This window comes from Candidatus Planktophila lacus (genome assembly GCF_002288385.1).
Classification (GTDB): Bacteria; Actinomycetota; Actinomycetes; order Nanopelagicales; family Nanopelagicaceae; genus Planktophila; species Planktophila lacus_D.
Genome location: NZ_CP016783.1, coordinates 500,615 through 524,496 on the forward strand (window position 1 = coordinate 500,615; position 23,882 = coordinate 524,496).

Genomic DNA, 23,882 nt, shown 5'->3' on the forward strand with positions numbered 1-23,882 from the left:
TTTAACCATGTTGGCCAGGATTGCAATTGCAGTTGCACTAGTAGTTACCCAGTTGGCATCTGTGCCCACCGCTAATGCCGTTGAACCGCTTACCCCAATTCTGTCTTGCAGCACCAACCCTGGATTTGCCTGTATTGAAAAAATCAATGTCATTACAGTTGATGGCGAGAAGATTTCGGCAAGGCTTACAGAGACCAGAATTCCTGAGATTCGCACTTACGCACCATCAAGCGTTTTGAATGCGTCCTGGCAAACCTATGAAGTGCCAGGCATCAAACTTGTAGCCGGCAAAGGTGGAAAATTTCTAATTAGGCCATTCTATTTTCCAGTTGGAAACCTAGACTGTTTTTATAATCCTTGTGTATCAGGGGGTGAATACGTTGAGTTTGCTATAGCACCGATAACGTTTGATGGAGTTTCCAATCTAAAAGATCTCGGCTATACCTATGAAATATTCTTTAGAGTCCCTGATAACTTCTTAATGACTGCAAGTTTGGGTCGGGGGATGCGGACGCTAGACATTTCCAAAGCTAGCGGTAACGATATGGCGCCAATTTCAGGCTTTAAAAACTATCGGATGAGAATCGAGCCCATGGCTTATTCTTCATTTGCGTTGAATGAAGCTTTAAACGGCAAATTAGTCGAAAGGGCTTCCGAGGAATCGGATAATGGAGCCATTTGGTTTACGGGCTCTCGAGATTCAAATGTCACTTCTTTAGGAGAGTGCAAAAACCTGGAACTAATAAACGTTACGGGGAATGTCTTTTACTTGAATACTCCCAAGTGGAACCCAGTAACTAAAAGTATAGAAGTAGGAACAACTGCACCACATTTTAAATCTGACGGTTCACTCAATTCCGGTTATTTTCAAGCGAAAGTCACCACTGAAATGGGCAAATGTCTCTGGGGAGTTGATCTGACAAAAGCTGTGGAAGCCAATATCTCTCTGAATTATGAAAGTGGCGAGAAGGTCCAAGTTGAGACTTGGAGTGGGAAATTGGTCGGAAATGAATATGTACTTACGGCAAGTGGCTTTCACTTTTCTTCGCCAAAAATATCTTTCAAATTAATAGAGGGATCAAAACCTGCAGCAAGTCCTAGTGCAACTGCAACTTCTGAAGCTACATTGGCGCCCACGGGAGTGAAGGTAATCAAAGCCATTACCTGCGTAAAAGGGAAATTGATAAAGAAAGTTAGAGCGGTTTCGCCTAAGTGCCCAGTAGGTTACAAAAAGAAGATTTAATCGATAGAAACTAGATCGAAGTATTCGTCTTTCCAAATATCTTCATCGCCATCAGGCAGCAAGATCACGCGCTCTGGCTTAAGGGCCTGAACAGCGCCTTCATCGTGAGAGACCATGATTACTGCGCCTTGATATTCACCAAGTGCGCCCAAGATCTCTTCACGAGATGCGGGATCTAAGTTGTTTGTTGGCTCATCTAACAAAAGAACGTTTGCGGCAGATACAACCAAAGTGGCGAGTGCTAAACGAGTTCTTTCTCCACCAGATAAGACCTTCACTGGTTTATGAACATCATCGCCAACGAACAAGAATGAACCAAGAACGTTACGCGCTTCTGGTTCGCGCAAGTCATCCTTGGAAGACATCATGTTTTCCAGAATTGTGCGATCAAAGTCGAGCATTTCATGTTCCTGGGCGTAGTAACCAAGTTTTAAGCCATGTCCATGTTCAACTTTTCCAGTATCGGATTCAAGTTGATTGGCCAGGATCTTAAGAAGAGTAGTTTTTCCAGCACCGTTAAGTCCCAAGATAACAACGCGTGAGCCCTTATCGATAACGCAGGAAACGTCGGTGAAGATTTCGAGAGAGCCGTAGTTCTTGGAAAGTTCTTCGCCAGATAGGGGAGTCTTTCCGCAAGGCGCTGGGGTTGGAAAGCGAAGTTTGGCGACCTTATCTTTAACGCGAACGTCATCTAGTGAGGAACGAAGTTTCTCAGCGCGACGTAACATGCCTTGAGCGGCAGTTGCCTTAGAAGCCTTAGCGCGCATCTTCTCGCCCTGCTTCTGCAAGATCTCAGCTTTCTTTTCAGCGTTGGCGCGCTCTTTCTTACGGCGATGCTCATCTTGTTCGCGCTGCAGGAGGTATTGCTTCCAGCCCAAGTTATAAACATCGATCACGTTACGGTTGCCATCGATATAGAAGACCTTATTTACAACTTGTTCGATCAAGTTAACATCGTGAGAGATGATGACAAGTCCGCCTGAATAAGTGCTGAGGTAGTTGCGAAGCCAAATGATTGAGTCAGCATCTAAGTGGTTCGTTGGCTCATCCAGAAGCAGAGTTTCTGCGCCAGAGAACAAGATACGGGCAAGTTCGATACGGCGGCGCTGACCACCAGAAAGTGTGTCTAGCTGATTGCCAAAGACTGCTTCAGATACGCCAAGTGAAGTTGCGATTGCTTCTGCTTCAGATGTTGCGGCATAACCACCGGCGGCTTGGAACTCAGCATCGACGCGTGAGTAACGCTCCATTGCTTTTTCGAGGGCTTCACCTTCAGTTGTTGCCATCTCTTCTTCAACTTGGGTCATACGCGCTGCGATCTGATCTAATCCGCGCGCCGATAAAATTCTTTCAATAACAGTGCCTTGATCTTCACCAGTGCGGGGATCTTGTGGCAGATAACCGATCTTGCCGGTGCGTTGTACTGCGCCACCTGCGGGGAGTGTTTCACCAGCAAGTACCTTGGCGAGCGTAGATTTTCCTGCGCCATTGCGACCAACGAATCCGATGCGATCTCCGTGGTTGATGCGAACATTTACTCCTGAGACCAGAAGTCGCGCACCTGCGCGTAGTTCAAGAGCACTTGTAGAGATCATTTGACGAAGTCTCCCACAAGGGAGAAGTTAAACGAAATTAAGCAGCGCCAATTCGTGTGCGACGCGGGGTAGCGAATGATTTTCCGACTGCAGTTAGCTCGGTTGCAACCTGCGCCTTGATATTTTCTTCAGATTTTAGAAGATCGCTAAGCGCGGCGATAGTTGTTTTGAGTTCTTTCTGTTCAGTCTCAAGTTCGAGTTTGCTCATCTTGGTCAAACGACGAAGTGGCATATCGAGGATATAAGTTGCTTGTTCATCATTTAACTTAAAGTCCTTGATCAACTTTTCCTTTGCAGCGGCTGCATCATCGCTACCGCGAATAATCTTGATTACCTTATCGATATCAATGATCGCCTTAAGCAGACCATCGACCATTGATAGGCGGCCTTCTGCTTTGGCTTTGCGATATTCAGAGCGACGACGTACAACTTCGATGCGGTGATCGATAAAGACTTGTAGTAATTCCTTAAGTCCAAGAGTTTGTGGGCGACCCTTAACCAAGGCAACAGCGTTAATGGCGAAGGCATCTTCCATCGGAGTTAACTTATAGAGCTGTTCTAGAACTGCCTCTGGTTCAAAGCCGTTCTTTAGCTCGATAACTACGTTGGTTCCGGTCTGGCCATCAGTTAGATCGATGATGTCTGAAATACCTTGAATCTTCTTCGCCTTAGCAAGATCTGCAATACGTTCAACAACTTTTTCAGGGCCGATGTTAAATGGAAGTTCCTTAATGGTGATACCCATCTTGCGAGAGGTAACTTTGCTGATTTCAACAGATGCGCGAACCTTAAATGAACCCTTACCGGTGGCATATGCCTCGCGTACGCCTTCGGCGCCAACGAGTTCTCCGCCAGTTGGAAAGTCTGGCCCAGGGATGTGCTTCATCAACTGATTAAGCGTCGCCTTAGGGTTATCAATTAAGAACTTAGTTGCAACGATAACTTCACCTAGGTTATGTGGCGCCATATTTGTCGCCATACCAACTGCGATACCTGAACCGCCATTTACCAAAAGGTTTGGATACGCGGCAGGAAGAACAAGTGGCTCAAGCAATTGGCCGTCATAGTTTGGACCAAAATCAACGGTGTCTTCATCGGCTTCAGCAACCATCGCCATTGCAGCGTTGGCTAGACGAGCTTCGGTGTAACGCATCGCTGCCGGGCCAGAGTCGAGTGAACCAAAGTTTCCGTGGCCATCGATTAGTGGAACCTGCATTGAAAAAGATTGCGCCATACGAACAAGTGCATCGTAAATCGCTGAGTCACCGTGCGGGTGCAACTTACCCATTACTTCGCCAACAACACGTGCGCTCTTTACATGGCCGCGCTCTGGACGAAGACCCATATCGGCCATCTGGTGCAAGATGCGGCGGTGAACTGGCTTTAAACCATCGCGCGCATCAGGAAGTGCTCGTGAGTAAATAACTGAGTATGCATATTCAAGAAATGATTCTGACATTTCAGATGAAACATCGATATCTACAATCTTGCCGGGATATTCACCGGGCTTTGGACCAACGACCTTCTTCGCCTTGGTCGATGCTGCGGCCTTCTTCTCTGTTGCCATGCGCGCATTCTGCCAAGATAACTAGCTAAATCGCGGTACCTACACGCGGTCTGCCGCCGACGATTGCAACACAACCTGCCGCTAACTCTCCACCTGCCTGTAAAGCAGCGGTTAAATCGTGGTCCTTCGAATATGAGGCGATAAATCCGGCGGCAAAACTATCTCCAGCCCCTGTTGTATCAACAACGGTAGCTGCAACTGCAGGAAGGCTAATGGAATCAAAACCGCGTGCTTTGGCGATAGCGCCAGCAGAGCCGCGTTTAATTACGACAACCTGCGAGAAATCAAGCAGGTAATCAAGAGCGCGTTCAATATCAACTGAGCCAGTTAAGTAAATCGATTCTTCTTCATTTAGGAATAAAACATCCATCATTGAAAACCAGTTATGTAACTCTTTATCTGCAACATCTTTCATCGCACCAACAGATGCGGGATCAAAATAAATCGGTAGCCCATCTGCCTTGATCTTCTCAATCATCGCTAAAACACCATCACGGGCTAAGGGATTGAGAAGCGCGTAACCAGAGATGTAAACAGCTTGAAATGAACCCAGATCAGGTAGGTCTGTCACGGTTAGTCGTGAATTTGCACCTTTATCCGGAAACATAGTGCGCTCACCTGATGAGTCAACAAGAACTACAACAACGCCGGAAGTTTCACCTGGAATTATTAGATCTCCATGGTTTACGCCTAAGGCATCGAATTCTGCAACGATCGCAGCACCTGCTGGATCATCTCCAACGTGGCTAACGATTGTGCTCCGTGCATCGGTGCGAGTAAGCCAAGCGGCGACATTTCCTGCGGCTCCACCACTGCTGGTGCTGATGCGGCTTGCGGTATCGCTGCCGTAGTTAATCTTTTGTGGGGAAACGTTTATGCGGGCGATGACATCGAGCATTACATCGCCGATACATAGAACGTTAATTGTCATTTAAATACCTAATAGTTAGTGGTGCTGCTTAGCAACGGCGATATCAGCGGCAAGTGCTGAGTTAGATTTAATGATTTCGATATTCACTGAAAGCGATTCGCCTTCGCTGGCGGTGTGGAAATGTTCAAGAAGGAATGGAGTTACCGCTTTGCCGATGATGCCTGCTTTACGCGCACCGGCTAACCCGCTCTTCAAAATTGCATCATGGCGCTTGCGATCCATCTCGTGCTTGACCGGATTTGCAACAACTAGCGCGCTCTTATTGGTCTTTAGCGCCTCACGTGAATGAATAATTTGTGCGATCTCGGCAGCGCTGTCAACGCGGTGCTCGATCGTAAAACCAGAATCAGTTAGGTAGAAACCTGGAAAGGCAGTTGTCTTATATCCAACTACGCCAATGGCTAGTGTTTCTAAACGCTCTAAAGTTGCTGCCACATCGAGAATCGATTTAACACCAGCACATACAACAGTGATATCTAATTGGGAAAGCGCCGTAAGGTCGGCAGACTCATCAAAAGTTTCATTGGCATCGCGGTGAACTCCGCCCAAACCACCAGTTGCAAATACACGGATTCCGGCAAGTGCGGCTAAGTGCGCAGTTGCGGCAACTGTTGTCGCTGCGCTCTTCTTGCTCGCCGAGATAATTGCTAGGTCGCGACTAGATGCCTTAGCGATGTCATCGCGATTAGCAATTGCCTTTAATTGGTCATCGGTTAAACCAATATGAACAACTCCATCGATTACCGCAATAGTTGCTGGAACTGCGCCATGATCACGGACGATATCTTCGACTTCACGCGCTACCTCTAAATTTTGTGGGCGCGGCAGACCATGACTGATGATCGTTGATTCGAGTGCAACTATTGGTTTTCCTTCAGCCAGCGCTGCAGCAACTTCTGGCGATGGAGTAAAAGGCATACGGTGGCTCATAAGACCAACCTTACCCGTGAGAAGATACCTCCGTGCATCTCTCGCAAATCACTCCATCGCTCTTTGCCAGCCTAGGTTTAGCCGATGCCAGTGATCAAATAAATTGTGGTGCTAGCCCCAACGGCCGCGAACTTCTATTTCTAGTAGATGGCTTAGGCGCAGATGCAGTTGAAAAGTTTTCAAGCTATATCCCTACTCTTTCCTCGCTGATTCGCCATGGCGCAGTGCGCACTTCTTTTCCATCTACAACTGCGACAAGCCTGGCAACGCTAACTACAGGTGTTAATCCAGGAACTCACGGAATGCTGGGTTACACCGTGCAAGTTCCGCGCAGTGGTGGCCGAATTCTTAACTCACTCAAGTGGGATGAACGCGTTGACCCAGCGATCTGGCAACCTGTCCCGACTTTATTCGAGCGCGCAACGGCTGCAGATATCAGCGTTACCCATGTTGCGGCAAAGCGTTATGAAGATACTGGTTTCACGCGCGCTGTTTTCCGCGGTGCAAATTACCGCGGTGCCAATATCCACGAAGATTTAGTCACCGAAACGGTGGAGGCGTTAAAGAAGACGCCATCATTTGTTTACCTCTATGTAAATGAACTAGATGTTGCAGGGCACAGCGATGGCGTAGGTTCAGAGAAATGGTTGGCCGCTCTTGTCGCCATCGATCAGCTAGTTGCGAACTTACTGAAAAAACTTCCACGTAAAACTAGGCTTTGGTTAACTGCCGATCACGGCATGATCAATGTCGGAGAAAAGATAGTTATTGGCCAAGACAATGACTTAGCCACTGATATCGCAACCATCGCCGGCGAGCCTCGTGCGCGCCACCTTTATTTGGCAGATGGTGCTCCGCTTAGTGCACATAAAGAAGTGGCATCGCGCTGGGAAGAATATTTGGGGGAGAAGGCCACTATTTATCTACGCGATCAAGCGATCGCAGCAGGGCTCTTTGGTAGCGATGTCTCACTTGATGCATCAGATCGCATGGGTGATGTAATCGCAATCGCACATGGCGAAATGATCTTGATCGAGGCTGAACGCGAAAAACAAGAAGGCGCAATGGTCGGTCACCATGGTGGAGCAACAGATATTGAAAGCTTTGTACCGCTGCTAACTCATGTTACGAGTTAGTTTTCGGGGGTTGGTTCCTCGGTAGTTTTGCGACCAAACATAATTTCATCCCATGAAGGAACTTTGGCGCGTGCAGTAATTCCATCTTGGCTATCGCCTGGAGCTGGTGTCTCGCGAATTGAAACTAAACGAGGAGTCTCACGGCTAACTTCGGCTTCAAATTCTTCATCTGTTGGATCGTTATCAGGAAGATCATCGAGAATTGAAGAGATGCTGCGCACCGGTGCGCTATCGATACGAATGGGTTCGCGTGGTTCAGTGCGTTCTTCTATACGTGAAGGGTGTGATGGTTCGGCATAAACCAAACCTGGTTCGATGCGGCGCACAGGCGCTGCTTCACCGGTCATCCACGCCGCGTTGTCATCGAGCGGAGTAATTGAACGGCGATGGGTATCAAATGAGAACTGTGCAGATCCAACGCCATCGCGGTTTGGATAGTGGAGTTCGATTGTCCAACTGCCATCTTCTAAACGCCAGGTGTTCCAATCGATCGCATCGATATCTACGCCGCGTGGTGCAAGTTTTGAAATAACGATGTCGAGAAATGTTGGCGCATCTTTAGCGGTCTCTTTACCATCGCGACGTGGAGTCAGACCATGTACTTGATCGATAATAAATAAACGCTCTTGCAGAATTGGACCAGAAAAACGTTCGACTTTATCTACTGAAATATTTCCATCGCGTGCAATGACTTCCATAGTTTCGCCTGCGCGCAGACGACGTTGAATCTCTTTAACGCTCATCACTTCGTTCTCATCGCCAACCGGGACTGAAGTTAAACGTGGTTGGTTTACCGTGGCGCGCAAAGTGTCGCTGATTCGCAAAGTGTGTTCATTTCCGTCGTTATCGGTGAGCGCTAGGTGCACCCCATCTGGGGTCTTGCCGGTTAGGCGTAGCTCACTCATGTGGGCGAGAATACCCGCAGCGGGTGAGAAAGTCGGGCAGGGTGAGCCTCTGGCTGAACGGGAGGGAAGGGCCGATTTACGCTCGGCGCCCCTTCTGTGGCAAGATACGCAGTCTGCACAACACTTTTAGTTGCGCTTGTAAACGCTTAAAAATAGATGAGGACCTTACGATGAATATTCTTGATGCCGTTGATGCGAAGTCACTTCGCCATGACGTCCCACAATTTCGCGCTGGAGACGAATTAAAGATCCACGTCCGCGTTATCGAAGGTAGCAAGAGCCGTATCCAGGTCTTCCAAGGAATCGTTATCCGTCGCCAAGGCGATGGCGTTCGCGAAACTTTCACAATCCGTAAGGTCTCTTACGGCGTTGGAGTAGAACGTACCTTCCCAGTACACACACCAGTTATTGAAAAGATCGAACTCGTAAAGAAGGGCGATGTACGTCGCGCCAAGCTTTACTACCTCCGCGATCTTCGCGGTAAGGCTGCCAAGATTCGCGAAAAGCGCGATGGCATCGAAGGCTACGGCGATGGAATCCTTTCAACTCCTGAGAAGGAAGTAATCGTTGAAGCTCCTGCGGCAGTAGTCGAAGAAGTTGTGGCAGTGTCCGAGCCAGCTGCGACCGAAGTGGTGGCAGAGGTTCCAGCTCAAGAAGCGACTACAGATGTTGTGGTTGAAGCTGAAGCAGCAGTTGAAGAAGTTGCGGTTGTTGAAGAAGCGCCAGCAGCTGAAGACAAGCCTGCTAACTAAGTAACTCTTCTCTAATGCCACGCAAGGGCTCGCTATTACGCGAGTTACCTATTCTGGTTGTTGTCGCGCTCGCAGTTTCGCTCGTCATCAAATCATTTCTAGTTCAGTTCTTCTATATACCTTCTGGGTCGATGGAGAACACCCTTCAGATAAATGATCGCGTTGCGGTAAATAAAGTCCCATTAATTAGCAAGTCAATTAATCGCGGAGATGTAGTTGTCTTTCGCGATCCAGATAACTGGCTACCTGAGCCATACAGTGCAGATGGAAATAAATATATAGCCAAGATTAAAGAAGGCTTTGTTGCCGTTGGCGTTCTACCAAATCCAGCAAAGCAATATCTGGTTAAGCGAGTAATTGGCGTTGCCGGCGATAAAGTCGAATGCTGTGCCAAGAATAAGAAATTAATGATCAACGGCGTTGAAATTGATGAGCCATATATCTTCGCGGGAAATACACCTAGCGATACTAAATTTAATGTCACCGTACCTGAAGGCAAGATCTGGGTAATGGGAGATCACCGTGGCGCCAGCGCTGATTCACGTTTCCATCAAGACGATATAAATCAAGGAATGGTGCCAACTTCTAAGGTAACCGGGCGCGTTATCGGAATTATCTGGCCAATTAAGAATTTTGGATTAGTTGGCTCTTACTCTTCGCTTAAGTAGCTAGTTGCTTTAAATGGTGAAGGTAATTGAATCGCTGCTAATTGAAGCAGGTATCACGCCACTTGCCGGAGTAGATGAAGCAGGACGCGGTGCATGCGCCGGACCCCTAGTAATTGCATCAGTAGTGCTCGCCGATCCCTTTGCACCAGAGTTAGCAAAAGTTCGTGATTCAAAAGATGTATCTGAATCAGAGCGAGAAAAGTTATTTGATCTCGTAACATCTACAGCGCTTTCTATTAGCGTGATAACTGTGCCAGCGGCCGAAGTTGATTCTCGCGGTGTGCACGCGGCAAACCTCGATGGCATGCGCCGTGCGGTGCAGGGCTTATCGGTCACACCTAACTACGTGCTTACAGATGGTTATGCCATTGAAGGTTTAGCGATTCCCAATGTGGCAGTTTGGAAAGGCGACCAAGTCGTTACATGCATTAGCGCTGCTTCAATTATCGCTAAAGTTACTCGTGACCGCATAATGCGCGAATTAGATACTGAATTCCCAAATTATGGCTTTGCCAAACATAAGGGCTATATCACCAAAGTCCACACCGAAGCGTTGCAAGAACACGGCCCGTGTATAGAACACCGCCGCTCTTTCGCAAATATTGCAGTGCTCCTTTAATTATTACCCACAAGCGCTTTCAGCTTTGGATTAACTGTCTGGACCTTTCTCTAACCTGCGCGCCATGGGCAAAGTAGGCGAGAAGAAGAACAATCAAAAGACTGGTGCATTTGGCGAACAAGTAACCGCTGATTACTTGATTGCACGTGGAGACGAGATTCTGGACCGCAATTGGCGAGTGCGCGAAGGCGAGATAGATCTGGTTTCGCTAAGTAGCGATGGCGTTTTTCACTTTATCGAAGTAAAGACTCGTTCATCACTTGCCTTTGGCCACCCCTTTGAGGCAATCAATCGCGATAAAGCCCATCGCATGCAACGTTTAGCACTTGCTTGGCTGGCTACCCATGGATGCTTAGGTTGCGAATACGCGATCGATGTTGTGGCTGTTCTTATTGCAGTCGATGGAACACATACCTTGGAATATCGAGGGGCGATCCTATGAGCCTTGGTCAAACGACTTGTGTTGCTCTGCATGGCCTCGACGGTGCGATTGTCACTGTTGAAGTAGATATCGCTGATGGCCTGCCGATGTATTCGCTACTTGGATTACCGGATGCGGCGCTTAACGAATCTCGCGATCGAGTACGTGCAGCGCTAATTAATTCAAATGAAGTCTGGCCCAACAAGAAAGTAACTGTCTCGCTATCGCCTGCTTGGTTACCAAAGAGCGGTTCGGGTTTTGATCTATCTATTGCGCTAGCGATTTTGATCGCTCATGGTGCGCTGCCGCAAGAACCACTCGAAGACGTTGTTATCTTGGGCGAGCTGGCACTTGATGGTCGTATCCGTTCGGTGCGCGGAGTACTGCCAGCGCTAATTGCGGCATATAAATCAGGGATCAAAAGGGCTCTTGTTTCGCCAGAAAATTATGGGGAAGCATCGCTCATGACACAGATGGAGATCTTAACTTTCCCAAACCTGGCACAAGTTCTACGTTTCTTGCGAACCGGAGAAATTACATCTGCGCCGCAACTTGATCTAGAACTTTCAGTAGAAGAAGTTCAACCTGATTTCTCCGATGTTGCAGGTCAAACACGTGCTCGATTTGCAGCAGAGGTAGCAGCAAGTGGGGGACACCATTTGCTCTTGATCGGTCCACCAGGTGCGGGTAAGACAATGATCGCAGCGCGGCTGCCAACTATCTTGCCCGCACTTGGTATTGATCAAGCACTTGAAGTAACAGCAGTTCATTCAATTGCGGGTTCTCTTGGAACTCGTTCGCCAATGTCTTTAGTTGCGCCAATAGTTTCGCCTCATCACAGCGCATCACGCGTTGCCATGGTTGGCGGTGGATCGCATGCGATAAAGCCAGGTGCTTGTTCGCTGGCACACCACGGAGTTCTCTTTATCGATGAAGCCCCCGAATGCGCAGTTGGAGTTTTAGATTCACTCCGCCAGCCGTTGGAATCCGGCACGATCACGATTGCACGTAGCGTTGGCAGCATTACCTTTCCCGCACAATTTCTCTTGGTGCTGGCTGCCAATCCTTGTCCATGCGGAAAGTTCTCCGGTAAAGGTCGGGCATGTATCTGTTCCTCACTTGCGGTGCGGCGCTATCTCGGAAAGCTATCTGGACCTTTGATGGACCGAATTGATATGCGCGTGCAAGTTGAACCAGTTAGCCGAACTGAAATGGCGCAGACCGAACTCGGTGAAAGTAGCGCAGTAATTCGCGATCGGGTAGTTGCCGCAAGAGCTACTGCAGAAGAGCGATTTGCGAACGAGAGTTGGAAGTTGAATTCGCAGATCCCATCTCGGGCACTGCGCACGACATATAAACCTGAACGCGCTGCCATGAATTTTCTCCACGACCAATTAGAGAAAGAGTTGCTCACTGCGCGCGGATTACACAAGATCATCCGCCTTTCGTGGACTCTGGCAGATCTTGCCGGCCACACAATTCCGAACCTTGCTGATGTGCAACGCGCTCACCAACTACGAGAGGGATCAGAGTTATGAGAGATACCCAGGCCCGGCTGGCACTCTTTGCCGCCATTGAAGGTGGACATGTTTTCTGGAGCCAAGAGATCGCAACTTATGGTTCTGATCATGTCTATAAGAAGTTAATAGAAGGAGGTTATGACGGAGTTAAATTCGGAAAGACGATAGACCGATTGCGCGCTCTTAAGGTAGACGAAATTGCCAAAAGCATTGAAAGCGCAGGTGCGATCTTCTTAACGCCAGAAATGGCGCAATGGCCCGAGCAATTAAATGAACTCGCTGCGCCACCAATCGGTTTAATTGTGAAAGGTGATATTGATGTATTGCAAGAACGAGGTCTCGCAATTGTCGGAACGCGCAATCCCACGCCTTATGGAATCCGTAATGCTGGAGATTTCGCTGCTGGCTTTGTAGATCGCGAATGGACGATTATCAGCGGTGGTGCATATGGGATTGATTCAGCAGCACATAAAGGTGCGCTTATTGCCGAAGGATCAACAGTTGCGGTGCTTGCTGCTGGAATAGATGTTGCATACCCGGCAGGAAATGCTCGGCTATTTGCTGAAATCTGCGAGAACGGTGCACTGGTCTCAGAAGTTATTCCTGGCGCCCATGCAATTCCGTCACGTTTTCTAACGCGCAATCGAATAATTGCCGCGCTTTCACAAGCAACCTTGGTAGTTGAAGCCGCCTTTCGTTCTGGCTCACTTCGAACCGCACGCGATGCCGCAGAGCTAATGCGTCCGGTAATGGCTATACCTGGGCCGATAAGTGCTCCAACATCTGAAGGCTGTCATCGCTTAATCGGCGAACGCGCCGCTGAGTTGGTTACATCTGTTGGAGATGCGATCGAGTTGATTTCTACCCTTTAAAAATTTGGTTTAGGCAATGCACGCGCTTAATGAGAGAATAAGCGCATGAGTGAATTCCGTTCGGGCTTTGTCGCAATTGTCGGCCGCCCTAACACCGGAAAATCAACTCTCATCAACGCACTTGTCGGTAGCAAGATCGCGATAACTTCACCGCATCCCAACACCACGCGCCATGCGATCCGTGGCATCGTAAACCAACCAACTTTTCAAGCAGTGCTGGTTGATACCCCAGGTATCCATAAGCCAAAGACTCTGCTCGGCCATCGCCTAAATGCAGTTGTCGGCGAGAGCATGGATTCAGTAGATATCGTTTTGATGTGCCTGCCAGCAGATGAAACTTCTGGGGGAGGAGATGTATTTCTTGCCCAAGAGATTGCTAAACACCCGCGCGCTAAGAAATTCGCACTAGTTACTAAGACAGATTTAATCTCTAAGGAGAAATTGGCCCTGCGTCTAGCCGGAATCAACGATCTCGCTAAGGGATTTACATGGGATGAGATCGTTCCGATCTCTGCAGCGATACATTCACAGATCGATTTATTAGCTGAGTTAATTGGTAAAAGCTTGCCGGTTGGCCCAGCCTTCTATCCCGAAGGAATGAAGAGCGATCAAGATCAGCAGCAGTTGATCTGCGAGTTAATTCGCGAAGCTGCCATGCGCGATGCCCGTGAAGAACTTCCACACTCGATTATGGTGACAATCGATGAGATGTCAGAGCGCGATGAAAAAGGCTCACGACCATTCTTTGATATTCACGCAACTATCCACGTGGAACGCGATTCACAGACCGGAATCATCTTGGGCCATAAAGGCGAGAGATTGAAAGATATTGGAATGCGTGCACGTGCAGATATCGAACGCGAACTTAACGCGCGAATCTTCTTAGGGCTACATGTAAAGGTATCTAAAGAATGGCAGCGCGATCCTAAGTTGCTGCAGCGTTTGGGATTTGGCGAAAACTAAGCGCTTGTTCTGCGGCTTGCTAAATATGAGCCGATCAAAACCAGTGGCAGTCCAACGATAATTCCAAGGGTCAGTGGTTCATTTAAAATAATCACGCCAAGGACAACGGCAAAAGCGGTATTCATATAAGTAACTAGCGATGCGCGGGTTGGCCCGATCTCAGCCATAACTGCAAAGAAGATGGCAAATGCGATGCCGGTCGAAAATACACCTAGTGCGATCAGCGAATAAATTGCCTCGTGGCTTACGGCGCGATCTGGCCAGAAGATAAAGAGCGCTGGTGAGTAAAAGACTGCAGTCATCGCCATTGCAATACCGTTGATCGCAACACCTGAGCCTTCCGGCATCTTGCGCGTAATGTAGATAACGGCGAAGGCGTAACCGATAGATGCAGCAATTACCATCAAGATTGATAGCGGATCAGATGAACCGGTCAAGCTTTCGATTCCTACAAGTAAGAAGACGCCAAGGAAACCGATGGCGATTCCAAACAACCGCTTTGGTTGCCAGACAGATTTATCACCGTAGCGCGATGCGATTAGAGTCGAAAAGATAGGTACTGAGGAAACGAGCAAACCAGCTAGCCCAGATGAGATCTTCTGCTCAGCAGTCCCGATCAGAATCCAAGGACCAACCATTTCGAAGAGGGCATATACCGCTATGTAGCGCCAATTTTTTAGCGCCGTAAAGAAAGTTTTATCGTAAATCGCAATTGGAATAAGAATTAGCGCACCGATGACAACTCTTCCCAAGACCACAATCGCTGGATGAAATCCATCCTGTGGATCAACGGCAACGCGAATAAATAGATAAGGGATGCCCCATAAAAAGCCGGAAAGTAGAAAGAGGATCAAATTTCGGCGCGACATGAGTCGGGGTGCTCCAGTGCTAGAAAGTGTTTTGAATTAACGCAGCACGCTGCGATAGAGCGCAATAGTAGCCTGTGCAACAGCATCCCAGCCAAAGTGCGTTGTGGCGCGTTCGCGACCTGCTTTTCCATAGCGCTTAAGTAGTTCTGGATCCGCCAATAAACGAGTAATCGCTTGCGATAAATCACCCTCAAATTTGGCGTGATCTTCGGTGTATTCAACTAATTCACCAGTTTTTAAGTGATCGACAACTTCTGGAATACCGCCTACGCGCGATGCCAGAACCGCGGTTTGGCATCCCATCGCCTCTAAATTAACAATTCCGAGTGGTTCATAAATTGATGGACATAAGAAGAGTTCGGCTTGAGTTAATACAGCTGTTAACTCATCGTGCGGCAACATATCTTTGATCCACCAGATGTTGTTGCGAGTTTTCTGTAGTTCAGCAATTAGATCGGCAACTTCTGCGCCAATACCTGGTTCATCGGGGCTTCCGGCGCAGAGCACCAAACCATATTCGGCAGGTACTGATTTCCAGGCGCGCAGCAAATGAGCTAAACCTTTTTGACGAGTAATACGACCAACAAATGTGGCATAAGGCCCAGTGATTCCATACTTTGCCAAAACAGATGGATCAGGATTTGGTGCAAACTTTGCAACGTCTACTCCATTTCGAATGGTGTAAACCTTACTTGGATCAACGCTTGGATAGGCGCTTAAGACATCGGCGCGCATTCCATCGCTAACTGAAATTATTGCAGCAGCGCTTTCGTAAGCGGTTTTTTCCGCCCAAGAAGAAATCTGGTAACCACCACCGAGTTGTTCAGCTTTCCATGGGCGCAGCGGTTCAAGTGAATGCGCGCTAACAATGTGGGGGATACCGTAAAGCAACGATGCAGTATGTCCGGCCATATTGGCATACCAAGTATGTGAATGTACAAGCTGCACGCTCTCAAGATTTGCAGCGATTGCCAGGTCTGTTGCGATCGCTTGAAGCGCAGGATTTGCAGATGCGAATTCGCTGGGGGTGTCATATCCAAAAGCGCCATCGCTACGTTCTCCGCCAAAGCAATGCACATCTACCTGAACTCCACTGATGGATCGAAGCGCCTGAGTTAATTGGAAGACATGTACTCCGGCTCCGCCATAGACCTGAGGTGGCCACTCTTTGGTGACAATTCCTACCTTCAGATCTTTACTCATAGATCAGAGCCTAAACCAATTAGCGCTCATTTCATCTGTTGCATCGGCGCTATCGCGAGTAGATTTAGGACATGCAGCGAAGAGAGCGTCCACTAGGAATAGTCCTTGCTGGTGGCGAAGGTAAGCGCTTAATGCCGTTGACCGCAGATCGCGCAAAACCGGCGGTGCCGTTCGGTGGCACCTATCGTTTGGTCGATTTCGTTCTCTCTAATTTAGTAAATGCTGAGATGCGCAAGATCGCTGTACTAACGCAATATAAATCGCATTCTCTCGACCGCCACATAACAACTACTTGGCGCATGAGCACTTTAACTGGAAATTACATAACGCCAGTTCCGGCGCAACAACGCCTTGGACCTCGTTGGTACACCGGTAGCGCTGATGCAATTTTGCAGAACTTCAATTTAATTCATGATGAAAACCCAAACCACGTTCTTGTCTTTGGTGCAGACCACGTCTATCGCATGGATCCTGATCAGATGTTTGAGGCGCATATCGAATCTGGCGCTGGCGTAACTATTGCCGCAATCCGTATGCCACGCGCTGAAGCCCATGACTTTGGCGTAATTGAGTTAGCTGATGATGGAATCACAATTAAGGCATTCCACGAAAAGCCATCGGACCCACCTGCCATGCCAGGCCACCCTGATCTGTGTTTAGTTTCAATGGGAAATTACATCTTCCGCCGCGATGTTATGGAAGAAGCTCTAATTCTAGATTCTGAAGATTTAGAGAGTCGCCATGATCTCGGCGGAAATATCATTCCGATGCTCACCGCAAATGGCAGCGCAAAGGTTTATGACTTTGCAGACAACGTAGTGCCGGGTGAAACCGAACGCGATAAAGGCTACTGGCGTGATGTGGGATCAATCGACGCTTATTACGATGCTCATATGGATCTAGTTTCGATCCACCCAATCTTTAATCTCTACAACCGTGAATGGCCATTACTTACAAATCCACCATCACTTCCTCCTGCAAAATTTAGTGAAGGCGGTATTGCTCAGGATTCAATCGTTGGCGCAGGTTCCATCATCGCCGGTGGCCATGTAAACCGCACTGTTATTTCTCATGATGTTCATGTCGGAGCCGGCGCATTTGTAGATGGTTCTGTGCTTATGCCATCGGTAAAGATTGGCGACAAGGCAGTTATTCGCAGTGCAATCTTGGATAAGAATGTTGTTGTTGAACCAGGTGCGCAGATCGGCGTTGATTTAGAGCGTGATCGTGCTCGATTTACTATCTCTGATGGCGGAATTGTCGTAGTCGGTAAGGGAGTTCGCGTTACTGCTTAGTTTTTACAACAATTTCTTTTGCTGCAAAATCAAGTGCCAGATGTGACGAGGGCGTTGCAGCAACGTTGGCAAAGAAGCCATGGATCATTCCTGGAAATTCTTTATATATAAATTCGGCGCCATCTTTTTCTAGCTTGGCGCAGTAATTCTCAGAGTCACTTACCAACGGATCGTATTGAGCAGTGATCACGATTGATGGGGCAACTCCTGCAAGAGACTTTGCGCGCATGGGCGCAGCATATGAATTGTTATCGTGCTGGCTACCTTGCAGGTATTGATCCCAGAACCATTGCATCGCTTGCGTTGTTAACCCGTAATCTGTTGCCGCATCGACATACGACTTAGTTGTGAAGTCACGATCCAGGCAGGGATAAACAAGTAATTGATAAGTTAAGGAAACCTTTTCATCGCGTGCTTTTAGGGCAACTGCTGCCGCGAGATTTCCGCCAGCGCTATCTCCGCCAACACCAACGCGATTGGGATCGATACCAATTTCTTGGGCGTGTGCTTTAACCCAGAGAAGTCCGGCGTAACAATCATCAAATGGCGCTGGGAATGGATGCTCTGGCGCTTTCTGATAATTAACGCTGATTATTACCGATCCACTTTGATTAGCTAAGCGGTGAAGCGCGGCATCATAAATATCTAGAAAATTTAATACCCAACCACCACCATGGAAAAAGACCATGGCGGGTGCGTTCTGATCTTGATTTGGGCGATAGATCCGAATCGGCAGATCTGCAGAGGGGCCTGGAATAAAGCGATTTGTTACAGAGAGAATTGGTTCTGGAACGCCTGCAAATGCAACGCGACCTTGCGTCAGCTCACGAATAACAGCAACGGGTGCTTCCCAAACTTGCGGAAGTCCTGCCGCTTTCTGATCTGCAAGTTGCTGAATTATTTCAGGGGCTAAGGTCATGTAATTAACTCCAATTCTCTGTGCGATCGCGCAGCGTGCGATATCGCTCAACGACATCGGGTGTTGCAATTGCAGAAACTTTTTCAATCTTTCCAAGATCCCAAATCGGTGCGCTATCTCCACCAAGTAAGGCCCAAGCTGCTTGGCGGGCTGCGCCATTTGCTACATATTCTCCTGCTGGCGGAACAAGTACTTCCCGACCAAAGAGCGCTGCAGCAATTTGCGAAACCGCAGGGTTCTTGGCTGCGCCACCAATCAGAATAATCCGTTTTACATTTACGCCTAACTTCTCGAGCGCATCCACAGCATCTACTAAACCGCAGAGCATTCCTTCGACCATCGCGCGTGCGATATCTGCAGCATTTGAGTTATTTAGATTCATTCCGCCGAAGACACCGGTTGCATGTGGTCGGTTAGGGGTGCGCTCACCTTCGAAGTAAGGAAGTAGCGAAAGCCCGTTGGCACCTGGCTTAGCCGATAAGGCAAGTGCGCCAACTTCATCATGAGTTTTTCCAAGGATACGAGTTGCGGCATCCAATATGCGCGCTGCATTTAGCGTGCAGACAAGTGGCAAGTAGCGACCAGTTGCATCAGCAAAACCGGCAACCTGGCCAGATGCATCATGGGTTGGTGTCTCAGAGACTGCAAATGCGGTTCCACTAGTTCCGAGTGAGACAACAACATCGCCGGCTTGTGCCTGAATACCAAGTGCGGCGGCTGCGTTATCTCCGGCTCCCGGTGCAATTGGAATTCCAGATGGCGTTATTCCGCCAAATTGAGCTGGCGAAATAATTTTTGGCAGATATATTTCGCGATCGGTGCGCAGAACCTTTGCCAAAATATCGCGGCGATATTGCGAAGTTGTTGGATCGAAGTAACCAGTGCCCGATGCTTCGCTGCGATCAGAGAAAAGTTTTCCGAAATCTAGAGCTTCACCTTTACTGTGTTGCAGTTGCCAAGATAACCAGTCGTGGGGGAGAGCAACGCCTGCAACCTTTGCCGCGCTATCTTTCTCAGAATCTGCCAGCCAACGTAATTTTGTGGCGGTAAATGATGCAACCAATACCGAACCAATTTGTTTGGCAGTTTCTGCATTGCCACCAAGCTCTTTATTTAGTGCTGTTGCGGCATCGGCAGAACGCGTGTCATTCCATAGAAGTGCATCGCGAATTACTTTGCCTTGCGCATCGAGTGCGACCATTCCATGTTGCTGTCCACCGATTGAGATCGCTTCAACGCCATCAAGACCGCCAGCTGCAGAAATAGCGGTATCTAGGGCGCTGACCCAGTATGCAGGATTAACTTCGGTGCCATCAGGATGAGTAGCGCGGCCTTCGCGGACTAACTCGCCGGTAACGCCATCGCGGATGACGACCTTGCAAGATTGAGTAGATGAATCCACGCCCGCGATGAGTTTTTGGTTAGCCATGGGTAGAGGTTAGACTGTGCCTGTCAACGTTGACCACTTATTCTCAAGTCTAAAATTCATTTTGGCTTAGATTTATAATTTTTTGAACTGGAGTTTTCATGCGTATTGGCGTCCTTACAGGTGGCGGAGATTGCCCTGGTCTTAATGCGGTTATCCGCGCAGTAGTTCGTAAAGGTGTAAAGGAATACGGCCACGAGTTTGTTGGCTTCCGTGATGGCTGGAAAGGCCCACTCGAGAACTACACAATGGAGCTCAACCTTGAGACAACCCGCGGCATCTTGCCTCGCGGCGGAACTATTCTCGGTTCATCTCGTACCAACCCATTTAAAATTGAAAATGGCGTAGAACGCATCAAGCAGAACCTCGCTGATCAAGGCATCGATGCACTTATCGCAATTGGTGGCGAAGATACTCTCGGCGTTGCCACAAAGTTAGATGCACTTGGCGTAAAGGTAATCGGCGTTCCAAAGACGATCGATAACGACCTTAACAACACCGATTACACATTTGGGTTCGACACATCTGTAAACATTGCAGTTGAAGCGATCGATCGCCTTCACACGACTGCTGAATCACATCACCGCGCACTTATCGTTGAAGTTATGGGCCGCCATGCTGGTTGGATCGCACTTCACTCAGGTATCGCAGGTGGAGCCGCTTGTATCTTGATCCCAGAAGTTAAATTCTCGGTAGATAAGGTCTGCGAATGGGTCGAGTCACGCTTTAAGAGCAGCTATGCACCAATCATCGTTATCGCTGAAGGTGCAATTCCTCAAGATGGTGACATGATCACCAAGGATTCAGAGCTCGATGCTTTCGGTCACGTAAAGCTTTCTGGAATTGGCGAATGGCTTGCTAAGCAGATCGAAACCAAGACCGGCAAAGAGGCACGTACATCTGTTCTCGGCCACATCCAACGTGGTGGAACGCCAACTGCCTTTGACCGCGTTCTTGCTACACGTTTTGGTTTGCAGGCGATCACCGCTGCATCTGAAGGCGACTGGGGCAAGATGGTTGCACTTCACGGAACAGATATCGTCCGCGTTCCGCTTGCAACAGCGACTGAGAAGCTCAAAACTGTTCCAATCGAGCGTTACAAGGAGTCAGAGATCTTCTTCGGATAATTCTCACCCGAGAAACTATCTGAACAAACTACTCTTTATCCCATGATGAATTCATTAGAGACTCTCTTCACCCCTGGACTCGTTGCGGCGCAACAACCGCAATGGCCGGGTGGTGTTGAAGGTGCTCCTGTGAAAACCGCAGTTGCTCAACTGAAATCTTTTCCACCACTTGTCTTTGCTGGTGAGTGCGATGATCTAAAGGCGAAGATTGCTGAAGCAGCTGCAGGGCGCGCATTCTGGTTACAAGGCGGAGATTGTGCCGAAACATTTGCAGCTGCAACTGCAGATTCAATTCGCAATCGCATTAAGACGATATTGCAGATGGCCGCTGTTTTGCAGTACTACTCAAGTCTGCCAGTTGTAAAAGTTGGCCGCATGGCGGGGCAGTTTGCAAAGCCGCGTTCAAATGATTTTGAAACCCGCGGTGATGTAACGCTTCCTGCCTACCGCGGAGATGCAGTCAACGATCTCGAGTTTAATGAAGCATCTCGTACGCCAGATCCAGATCGCATGGTTCGTGTTTACAACACATCGGCTGCAACTCTTAACCTAGTTCGTGCCTTTACCCAAGGTGGTTTTGCAGATCTGCGCCAAGTTCACGAATGGAACAAGGGCTTTATCCGAGATTCGTCTGTTGGCGATCGCTACGAACAAATGGCACGCGAGATCGGCCGCGCACTCGACTTTATGAAATCAGCAGGCGTTGACCCAGATTCATTTAAATCTGTTGATTTCTTCTCTAGCCACGAAGCGTTGATCATGGAGTACGAGAAGGCGTTGACGCGCATCGATTCACGTACCCAACTTCCTTACGATGTTTCTGCACACTTCCTGTGGATCGGTGAACGCACACGTCAGTTAGATGGCGCACATATTGATTTTGCTGCCAAGGTACGCAACCCAATCGGCGTAAAGCTCGGACCTAAGTCAACTGTTGATGATGCGCTGGCTTTGATCGATCGCCTTGATCCCAATCGCGAGCCAGGTCGACTCACATTCATTACTCGTATGGGTGCAGGAAAGATCCGCGAAGCGCTCCCGGCTCTTGTCGATGGCGTTACTAAATCAGGTGCACAAGTGCTTTGGGTCTGCGATCCAATGCACGGCAATACCTTTGAGGCAGCAACTGGTTACAAGACCCGTCGCTTTGATGATGTTATGGATGAAGTTAAGGGCTTCTTTGAAGTACATAAGAGCCTTGGCACACATCCAGGCGGAATCCATATCGAGCTAACCGGTGATGATGTCACCGAGTGCCTAGGCGGCGGAGAGCAGATCTCGGAAACTGATTTAGCCACCCGCTATGAAAGCGCCTGCGACCCAAGACTTAACCATTCTCAGTCGCTAGAGCTTGCCTTCCTAGTTGCTGAAATGTTGCGCGATCGCTAATTTAGCGGACGTGGCACTGCAGATCTCGCACTACAAATCTCCTATCGGGGTTTTAAATCTAATTGCCGATGAACAAATTCTGCTGGGGCTAAACCTTTCTAATATGAAGGCGCTTAAAGATGGCCTCTCCCCAGATGATTTTCAAAAGGGATTTAAGGAAGTTTCTAAGATCCCAGTCATCACTGATTTGTTAAATGATTACTTTGCCGGAGATATCGCTGCCATCAATGGAATTTCTGTCCGCCAACCTGGTGCGCCATTTTCACAGGCAGCCTGGAAAGCGATGCGCAAAGTTAAGGGCGGCAAAGTACTTTCTTATGCAGATTTAGCAGATAACGCTGGATCGCCAGCTGCGGTGCGCGCTGCGGGTTCGGCATGTGCCAAGAATGCAATTGCACTCGTTGTGCCATGTCATCGCATAGTAAAAACTGGGGGAGCCCTCGGAAATTACGCCTATGGGCTAAGTAAGAAAGAGTGGTTGTTACGCCACGAGAACGCGCTTTAATATTTCAATTGCAGCAGCGCATTGCTCGTCATCAAAATCTAAATGAGTAACTAAGCGCGCGTACTTCGGACCTAGCGCGCTAATCCATAAGCCTGCTTCACGGCAACGCGTTGCTAGTTCTGCTGCGGTGTATGGAGCGTTTGCTAAATCAAGTCCAACGATATTTGTCTCAACTAAAGCCGGATCAACAAAGGATTTATCTATAGCAGCGATGGCAACAGCCAACTCTTTAGCGCGGCGATGATCTTCCGATAAGCGAGCAATATTGTTATCGAGTGCGTAATGCGCAGCACCTGCGAGCAAGCCAACCTGGCGCATTCCGGCGCCATAACGCTTGCGCCAGATACGCGCCTTTGTCACACGCTCTTTGGTGCTGAGCATCACTGAACCAATTGGCGCACCTAAACCTTTAGATAAACAGACGCTGATCGTGTCGAAGTATTTTCCGTATTCAGTGAAAGCAACGCCACTTGCAACGTGAGCGTTCCAGATACGTGCACCATCTAAGTGAAGTGCAACGCCAATTTCATCGGCGCCTTTACGAAGCGCTTTAATTTCTTCAAGTGGTTGAACTGTTCCGCCACCAAAGTTATGGGTATTTTCGACTGCGATTGCAGTTGTTGAAACAAGATATGGGCCAGAGTTTGGACGAGCAATTTCCAGCGCATCCTTAGCGACCAACAGCCCATTTTTAGCGGGCCAAGTGCGCGTTGTAATTCCACTAAATACTGCGGCGGCGCCTAGTTCGGCGCGAACGATATGTGAATTAGTTTCAGCGATTAACTCTTCGCCAGGGGCAACGAGCATGCGAATGGCCAATTGATTGGCTAGAGATCCAGTGGGAGTAAAGACTCCGGCTTCTTTTCCAAAGAGCGCAGCGACTCGTTCTTCGAGTGAGTTAACCATTGGATCATCGCTATAGACATCATCGCCAACTTCAGCACTTGCCATCGCTTGGCGCATCGCCTGTGATGGGCGAGTTACGGTATCTGAGCGAAGATCAATTGGGTTGGCCATGGCCTAAGCC

22 protein-coding genes and 1 pseudogene are annotated in these 23,882 nt (G+C 48.6%); 13 read left to right on the forward strand and 10 right to left on the reverse strand.

The window, feature by feature from the left end; translation table 11 throughout:
• Positions 1-7: 7 nt before the first annotated feature.
• Positions 8-1,243, forward strand: coding sequence for a hypothetical protein (locus A1sIIB60_RS02535; protein WP_150131910.1), 1,236 nt, complete (start codon positions 8-10; stop codon positions 1,241-1,243).
• Here the strand turns inward: A1sIIB60_RS02535 and abc-f are convergent.
• From abc-f to A1sIIB60_RS02555, 4 genes and pseudogenes are all read right to left on the reverse strand, one after another.
• Entirely contained in the window at positions 1,240-2,838 is a 1,599-nt protein-coding gene (gene abc-f / locus A1sIIB60_RS02540; RefSeq protein ID WP_095670940.1) for a ribosomal protection-like ABC-F family protein, read from the reverse strand. The genes A1sIIB60_RS02535 and abc-f overlap by 4 nt on opposite strands.
• Positions 2,839-2,893: 55 nt before the next feature.
• Positions 2,894-4,405, reverse strand: a pseudogene (locus A1sIIB60_RS02545) (DNA gyrase/topoisomerase IV subunit A); the annotation flags it as partial.
• A 25-nt stretch (positions 4,406-4,430) separates the two neighbouring features.
• On the reverse strand, positions 4,431-5,336 hold the full coding sequence (locus A1sIIB60_RS02550; protein WP_095689004.1) for a carbohydrate kinase family protein: 906 nt from the start codon (positions 5,334-5,336) through the stop codon (positions 4,431-4,433).
• A 15-nt stretch (positions 5,337-5,351) separates the two neighbouring features.
• Positions 5,352-6,266, reverse strand: a complete 915-nt coding sequence (locus tag A1sIIB60_RS02555) for a pseudouridine-5'-phosphate glycosidase (protein ID WP_223298716.1) — start codon at positions 6,264-6,266, stop codon at positions 5,352-5,354.
• Positions 6,267-6,298: 32 nt separating this feature from the next.
• On the opposite strand from A1sIIB60_RS02555, the gene A1sIIB60_RS02560 reads away from it, so the two are divergent.
• Positions 6,299-7,402: an alkaline phosphatase family protein gene (locus A1sIIB60_RS02560; protein WP_095689006.1), complete on the forward strand. Its 1,104-nt coding sequence runs from the start codon at positions 6,299-6,301 to the stop codon at positions 7,400-7,402.
• Here A1sIIB60_RS02560 and sepH read toward each other — a convergent pair.
• Complete coding sequence (sepH, locus tag A1sIIB60_RS02565) at positions 7,399-8,307, reverse strand: septation protein SepH (RefSeq protein ID WP_095670945.1); 909 nt, start codon at positions 8,305-8,307, stop codon at positions 7,399-7,401. The genes A1sIIB60_RS02560 and sepH overlap by 4 nt on opposite strands.
• A 170-nt stretch (positions 8,308-8,477) precedes the next feature.
• Between sepH and rplS the strand changes: the two genes are divergently transcribed.
• The 7 genes from rplS to era all read left to right on the forward strand — a co-directional run bounded on the left by rplS (position 8,478) and on the right by era (position 14,122).
• Positions 8,478-9,059 carry a 50S ribosomal protein L19 gene (rplS, locus tag A1sIIB60_RS07365; protein WP_095689007.1) on the forward strand — a complete coding sequence of 194 codons (582 nt, stop codon included), beginning with the start codon at positions 8,478-8,480 and terminating at the stop codon, positions 9,057-9,059.
• A gap of 14 nt (positions 9,060-9,073) precedes the next feature.
• The gene (gene lepB, locus A1sIIB60_RS02575) at positions 9,074-9,727 is read left to right on the forward strand and encodes a signal peptidase I (protein WP_095689008.1); all 654 of its coding nucleotides are present in this window, start codon (positions 9,074-9,076) and stop codon (positions 9,725-9,727) included.
• Between the two features lie 13 nt (positions 9,728-9,740).
• Positions 9,741-10,346, forward strand: coding sequence for a ribonuclease HII (locus tag A1sIIB60_RS02580; RefSeq protein WP_095677258.1), 606 nt, complete (start codon positions 9,741-9,743; stop codon positions 10,344-10,346).
• 64 nt (positions 10,347-10,410) lie between these two features.
• Positions 10,411-10,788, forward strand: coding sequence for a YraN family protein (locus tag A1sIIB60_RS02585; protein ID WP_095677259.1), 378 nt, complete (start codon positions 10,411-10,413; stop codon positions 10,786-10,788).
• The gene (locus A1sIIB60_RS02590) at positions 10,785-12,305 is read left to right on the forward strand and encodes a YifB family Mg chelatase-like AAA ATPase (protein WP_095677260.1); all 1,521 of its coding nucleotides are present in this window, start codon (positions 10,785-10,787) and stop codon (positions 12,303-12,305) included. Before A1sIIB60_RS02585 ends, A1sIIB60_RS02590 begins: the two co-directional genes overlap by 4 nt.
• Positions 12,302-13,159: a DNA-processing protein DprA gene (dprA, locus tag A1sIIB60_RS02595; RefSeq protein ID WP_095677261.1), complete on the forward strand. Its 858-nt coding sequence runs from the start codon at positions 12,302-12,304 to the stop codon at positions 13,157-13,159. Before A1sIIB60_RS02590 ends, dprA begins: the two co-directional genes overlap by 4 nt.
• 45 nt (positions 13,160-13,204) lie before the next feature.
• Positions 13,205-14,122: a GTPase Era gene (gene era, locus A1sIIB60_RS02600; RefSeq protein ID WP_095677262.1), complete on the forward strand. Its 918-nt coding sequence runs from the start codon at positions 13,205-13,207 to the stop codon at positions 14,120-14,122.
• Here era and A1sIIB60_RS02605 read toward each other — a convergent pair.
• Together A1sIIB60_RS02605 and glgA are read right to left on the reverse strand one after the other, a co-directional pair.
• Complete coding sequence (locus A1sIIB60_RS02605; RefSeq protein ID WP_095689009.1) at positions 14,119-14,991, reverse strand: DMT family transporter; 873 nt, start codon at positions 14,989-14,991, stop codon at positions 14,119-14,121. The two genes, era and A1sIIB60_RS02605, sit on opposite strands and share 4 nt — an antisense overlap.
• A 36-nt stretch (positions 14,992-15,027) precedes the next feature.
• Positions 15,028-16,194, reverse strand: a complete 1,167-nt coding sequence (gene glgA, locus A1sIIB60_RS02610) for a glycogen synthase (RefSeq protein ID WP_095689010.1) — start codon at positions 16,192-16,194, stop codon at positions 15,028-15,030.
• 71 nt (positions 16,195-16,265) lie between these two features.
• On the opposite strand from glgA, the gene glgC reads away from it, so the two are divergent.
• Positions 16,266-17,489, forward strand: coding sequence for a glucose-1-phosphate adenylyltransferase (gene glgC, locus A1sIIB60_RS02615; protein ID WP_095689011.1), 1,224 nt, complete (start codon positions 16,266-16,268; stop codon positions 17,487-17,489).
• Here the strand turns inward: glgC and A1sIIB60_RS02620 are convergent.
• Together A1sIIB60_RS02620 and xylB are read right to left on the reverse strand one after the other, a co-directional pair.
• The gene (locus tag A1sIIB60_RS02620; protein WP_223298717.1) at positions 17,479-18,465 is read right to left on the reverse strand and encodes an alpha/beta hydrolase; all 987 of its coding nucleotides are present in this window, start codon (positions 18,463-18,465) and stop codon (positions 17,479-17,481) included. The two genes, glgC and A1sIIB60_RS02620, sit on opposite strands and share 11 nt — an antisense overlap.
• Entirely contained in the window at positions 18,413-19,837 is a 1,425-nt protein-coding gene (gene xylB, locus A1sIIB60_RS02625) for a xylulokinase (protein WP_095689013.1), read from the reverse strand. The genes A1sIIB60_RS02620 and xylB overlap by 53 nt, the downstream gene beginning before the upstream one ends.
• A gap of 98 nt (positions 19,838-19,935) precedes the next feature.
• Here xylB and A1sIIB60_RS02630 point away from each other — a divergent pair, with 98 nt between their 5' ends.
• The 3 genes from A1sIIB60_RS02630 to A1sIIB60_RS02640 are packed head-to-tail and all read left to right on the forward strand — an operon-like array spanning position 19,936 to position 22,855.
• A complete protein-coding gene (locus A1sIIB60_RS02630; RefSeq protein ID WP_095670957.1) occupies positions 19,936-20,961 on the forward strand; it encodes a 6-phosphofructokinase in 1,026 nt (341 codons plus the stop codon).
• A 42-nt stretch (positions 20,962-21,003) separates the two neighbouring features.
• A complete protein-coding gene (locus A1sIIB60_RS02635) occupies positions 21,004-22,350 on the forward strand; it encodes a class II 3-deoxy-7-phosphoheptulonate synthase (RefSeq protein WP_223298718.1) in 1,347 nt (448 codons plus the stop codon).
• Between the two features lie 10 nt (positions 22,351-22,360).
• Positions 22,361-22,855: a methylated-DNA--[protein]-cysteine S-methyltransferase gene (locus A1sIIB60_RS02640; protein ID WP_223298719.1), complete on the forward strand. Its 495-nt coding sequence runs from the start codon at positions 22,361-22,363 to the stop codon at positions 22,853-22,855.
• Here A1sIIB60_RS02640 and A1sIIB60_RS02645 read toward each other — a convergent pair.
• Positions 22,832-23,872, reverse strand: a complete 1,041-nt coding sequence (locus A1sIIB60_RS02645; protein ID WP_095689015.1) for a threonine aldolase family protein — start codon at positions 23,870-23,872, stop codon at positions 22,832-22,834. The genes A1sIIB60_RS02640 and A1sIIB60_RS02645 overlap by 24 nt on opposite strands.
• Positions 23,873-23,882 lie beyond the last annotated feature (10 nt).

Bases quoted from the DNA above. Each gene is read 5' to 3' on its own strand.
- A1sIIB60_RS02550 (WP_095689004.1), bottom strand. From the start codon at position 5,336: ATGACAATTAACGTTCTATGTATCGGCGATGTAATGCTCGATGTCATC.
- A1sIIB60_RS02645 (WP_095689015.1), bottom strand. From the start codon at position 23,872: ATGGCCAACCCAATTGATCTTCGCTCAGATACCGTAACTCGCCCATCA.
- A1sIIB60_RS02555 (WP_223298716.1), bottom strand. From the start codon at position 6,266: ATGAGCCACCGTATGCCTTTTACTCCATCGCCAGAAGTTGCTGCAGCG.
- A1sIIB60_RS02635 (WP_223298718.1), top strand. From the start codon at position 21,004: ATGATGAATTCATTAGAGACTCTCTTCACCCCTGGACTCGTTGCGGCG.
- glgA (WP_095689010.1), bottom strand. From the start codon at position 16,194: ATGAGTAAAGATCTGAAGGTAGGAATTGTCACCAAAGAGTGGCCACCT.
- rplS (WP_095689007.1), top strand. From the start codon at position 8,478: ATGAATATTCTTGATGCCGTTGATGCGAAGTCACTTCGCCATGACGTC.
- A1sIIB60_RS02620 (WP_223298717.1), bottom strand. From the start codon at position 18,465: ATGTCGTTGAGCGATATCGCACGCTGCGCGATCGCACAGAGAATTGGA.
- A1sIIB60_RS02605 (WP_095689009.1), bottom strand. From the start codon at position 14,991: ATGTCGCGCCGAAATTTGATCCTCTTTCTACTTTCCGGCTTTTTATGG.
- xylB (WP_095689013.1), bottom strand. From the start codon at position 19,837: ATGGCTAACCAAAAACTCATCGCGGGCGTGGATTCATCTACTCAATCT.
- glgC (WP_095689011.1), top strand. From the start codon at position 16,266: ATGCAGCGAAGAGAGCGTCCACTAGGAATAGTCCTTGCTGGTGGCGAA.
- A1sIIB60_RS02580 (WP_095677258.1), top strand. From the start codon at position 9,741: ATGGTGAAGGTAATTGAATCGCTGCTAATTGAAGCAGGTATCACGCCA.
- era (WP_095677262.1), top strand. From the start codon at position 13,205: ATGAGTGAATTCCGTTCGGGCTTTGTCGCAATTGTCGGCCGCCCTAAC.
- lepB (WP_095689008.1), top strand. From the start codon at position 9,074: ATGCCACGCAAGGGCTCGCTATTACGCGAGTTACCTATTCTGGTTGTT.
- dprA (WP_095677261.1), top strand. From the start codon at position 12,302: ATGAGAGATACCCAGGCCCGGCTGGCACTCTTTGCCGCCATTGAAGGT.
- A1sIIB60_RS02585 (WP_095677259.1), top strand. From the start codon at position 10,411: ATGGGCAAAGTAGGCGAGAAGAAGAACAATCAAAAGACTGGTGCATTT.
- abc-f (WP_095670940.1), bottom strand. From the start codon at position 2,838: ATGATCTCTACAAGTGCTCTTGAACTACGCGCAGGTGCGCGACTTCTG.
- A1sIIB60_RS02630 (WP_095670957.1), top strand. From the start codon at position 19,936: ATGCGTATTGGCGTCCTTACAGGTGGCGGAGATTGCCCTGGTCTTAAT.
- sepH (WP_095670945.1), bottom strand. From the start codon at position 8,307: ATGAGTGAGCTACGCCTAACCGGCAAGACCCCAGATGGGGTGCACCTA.
- A1sIIB60_RS02590 (WP_095677260.1), top strand. From the start codon at position 10,785: ATGAGCCTTGGTCAAACGACTTGTGTTGCTCTGCATGGCCTCGACGGT.
- A1sIIB60_RS02535 (WP_150131910.1), top strand. From the start codon at position 8: ATGTTGGCCAGGATTGCAATTGCAGTTGCACTAGTAGTTACCCAGTTG.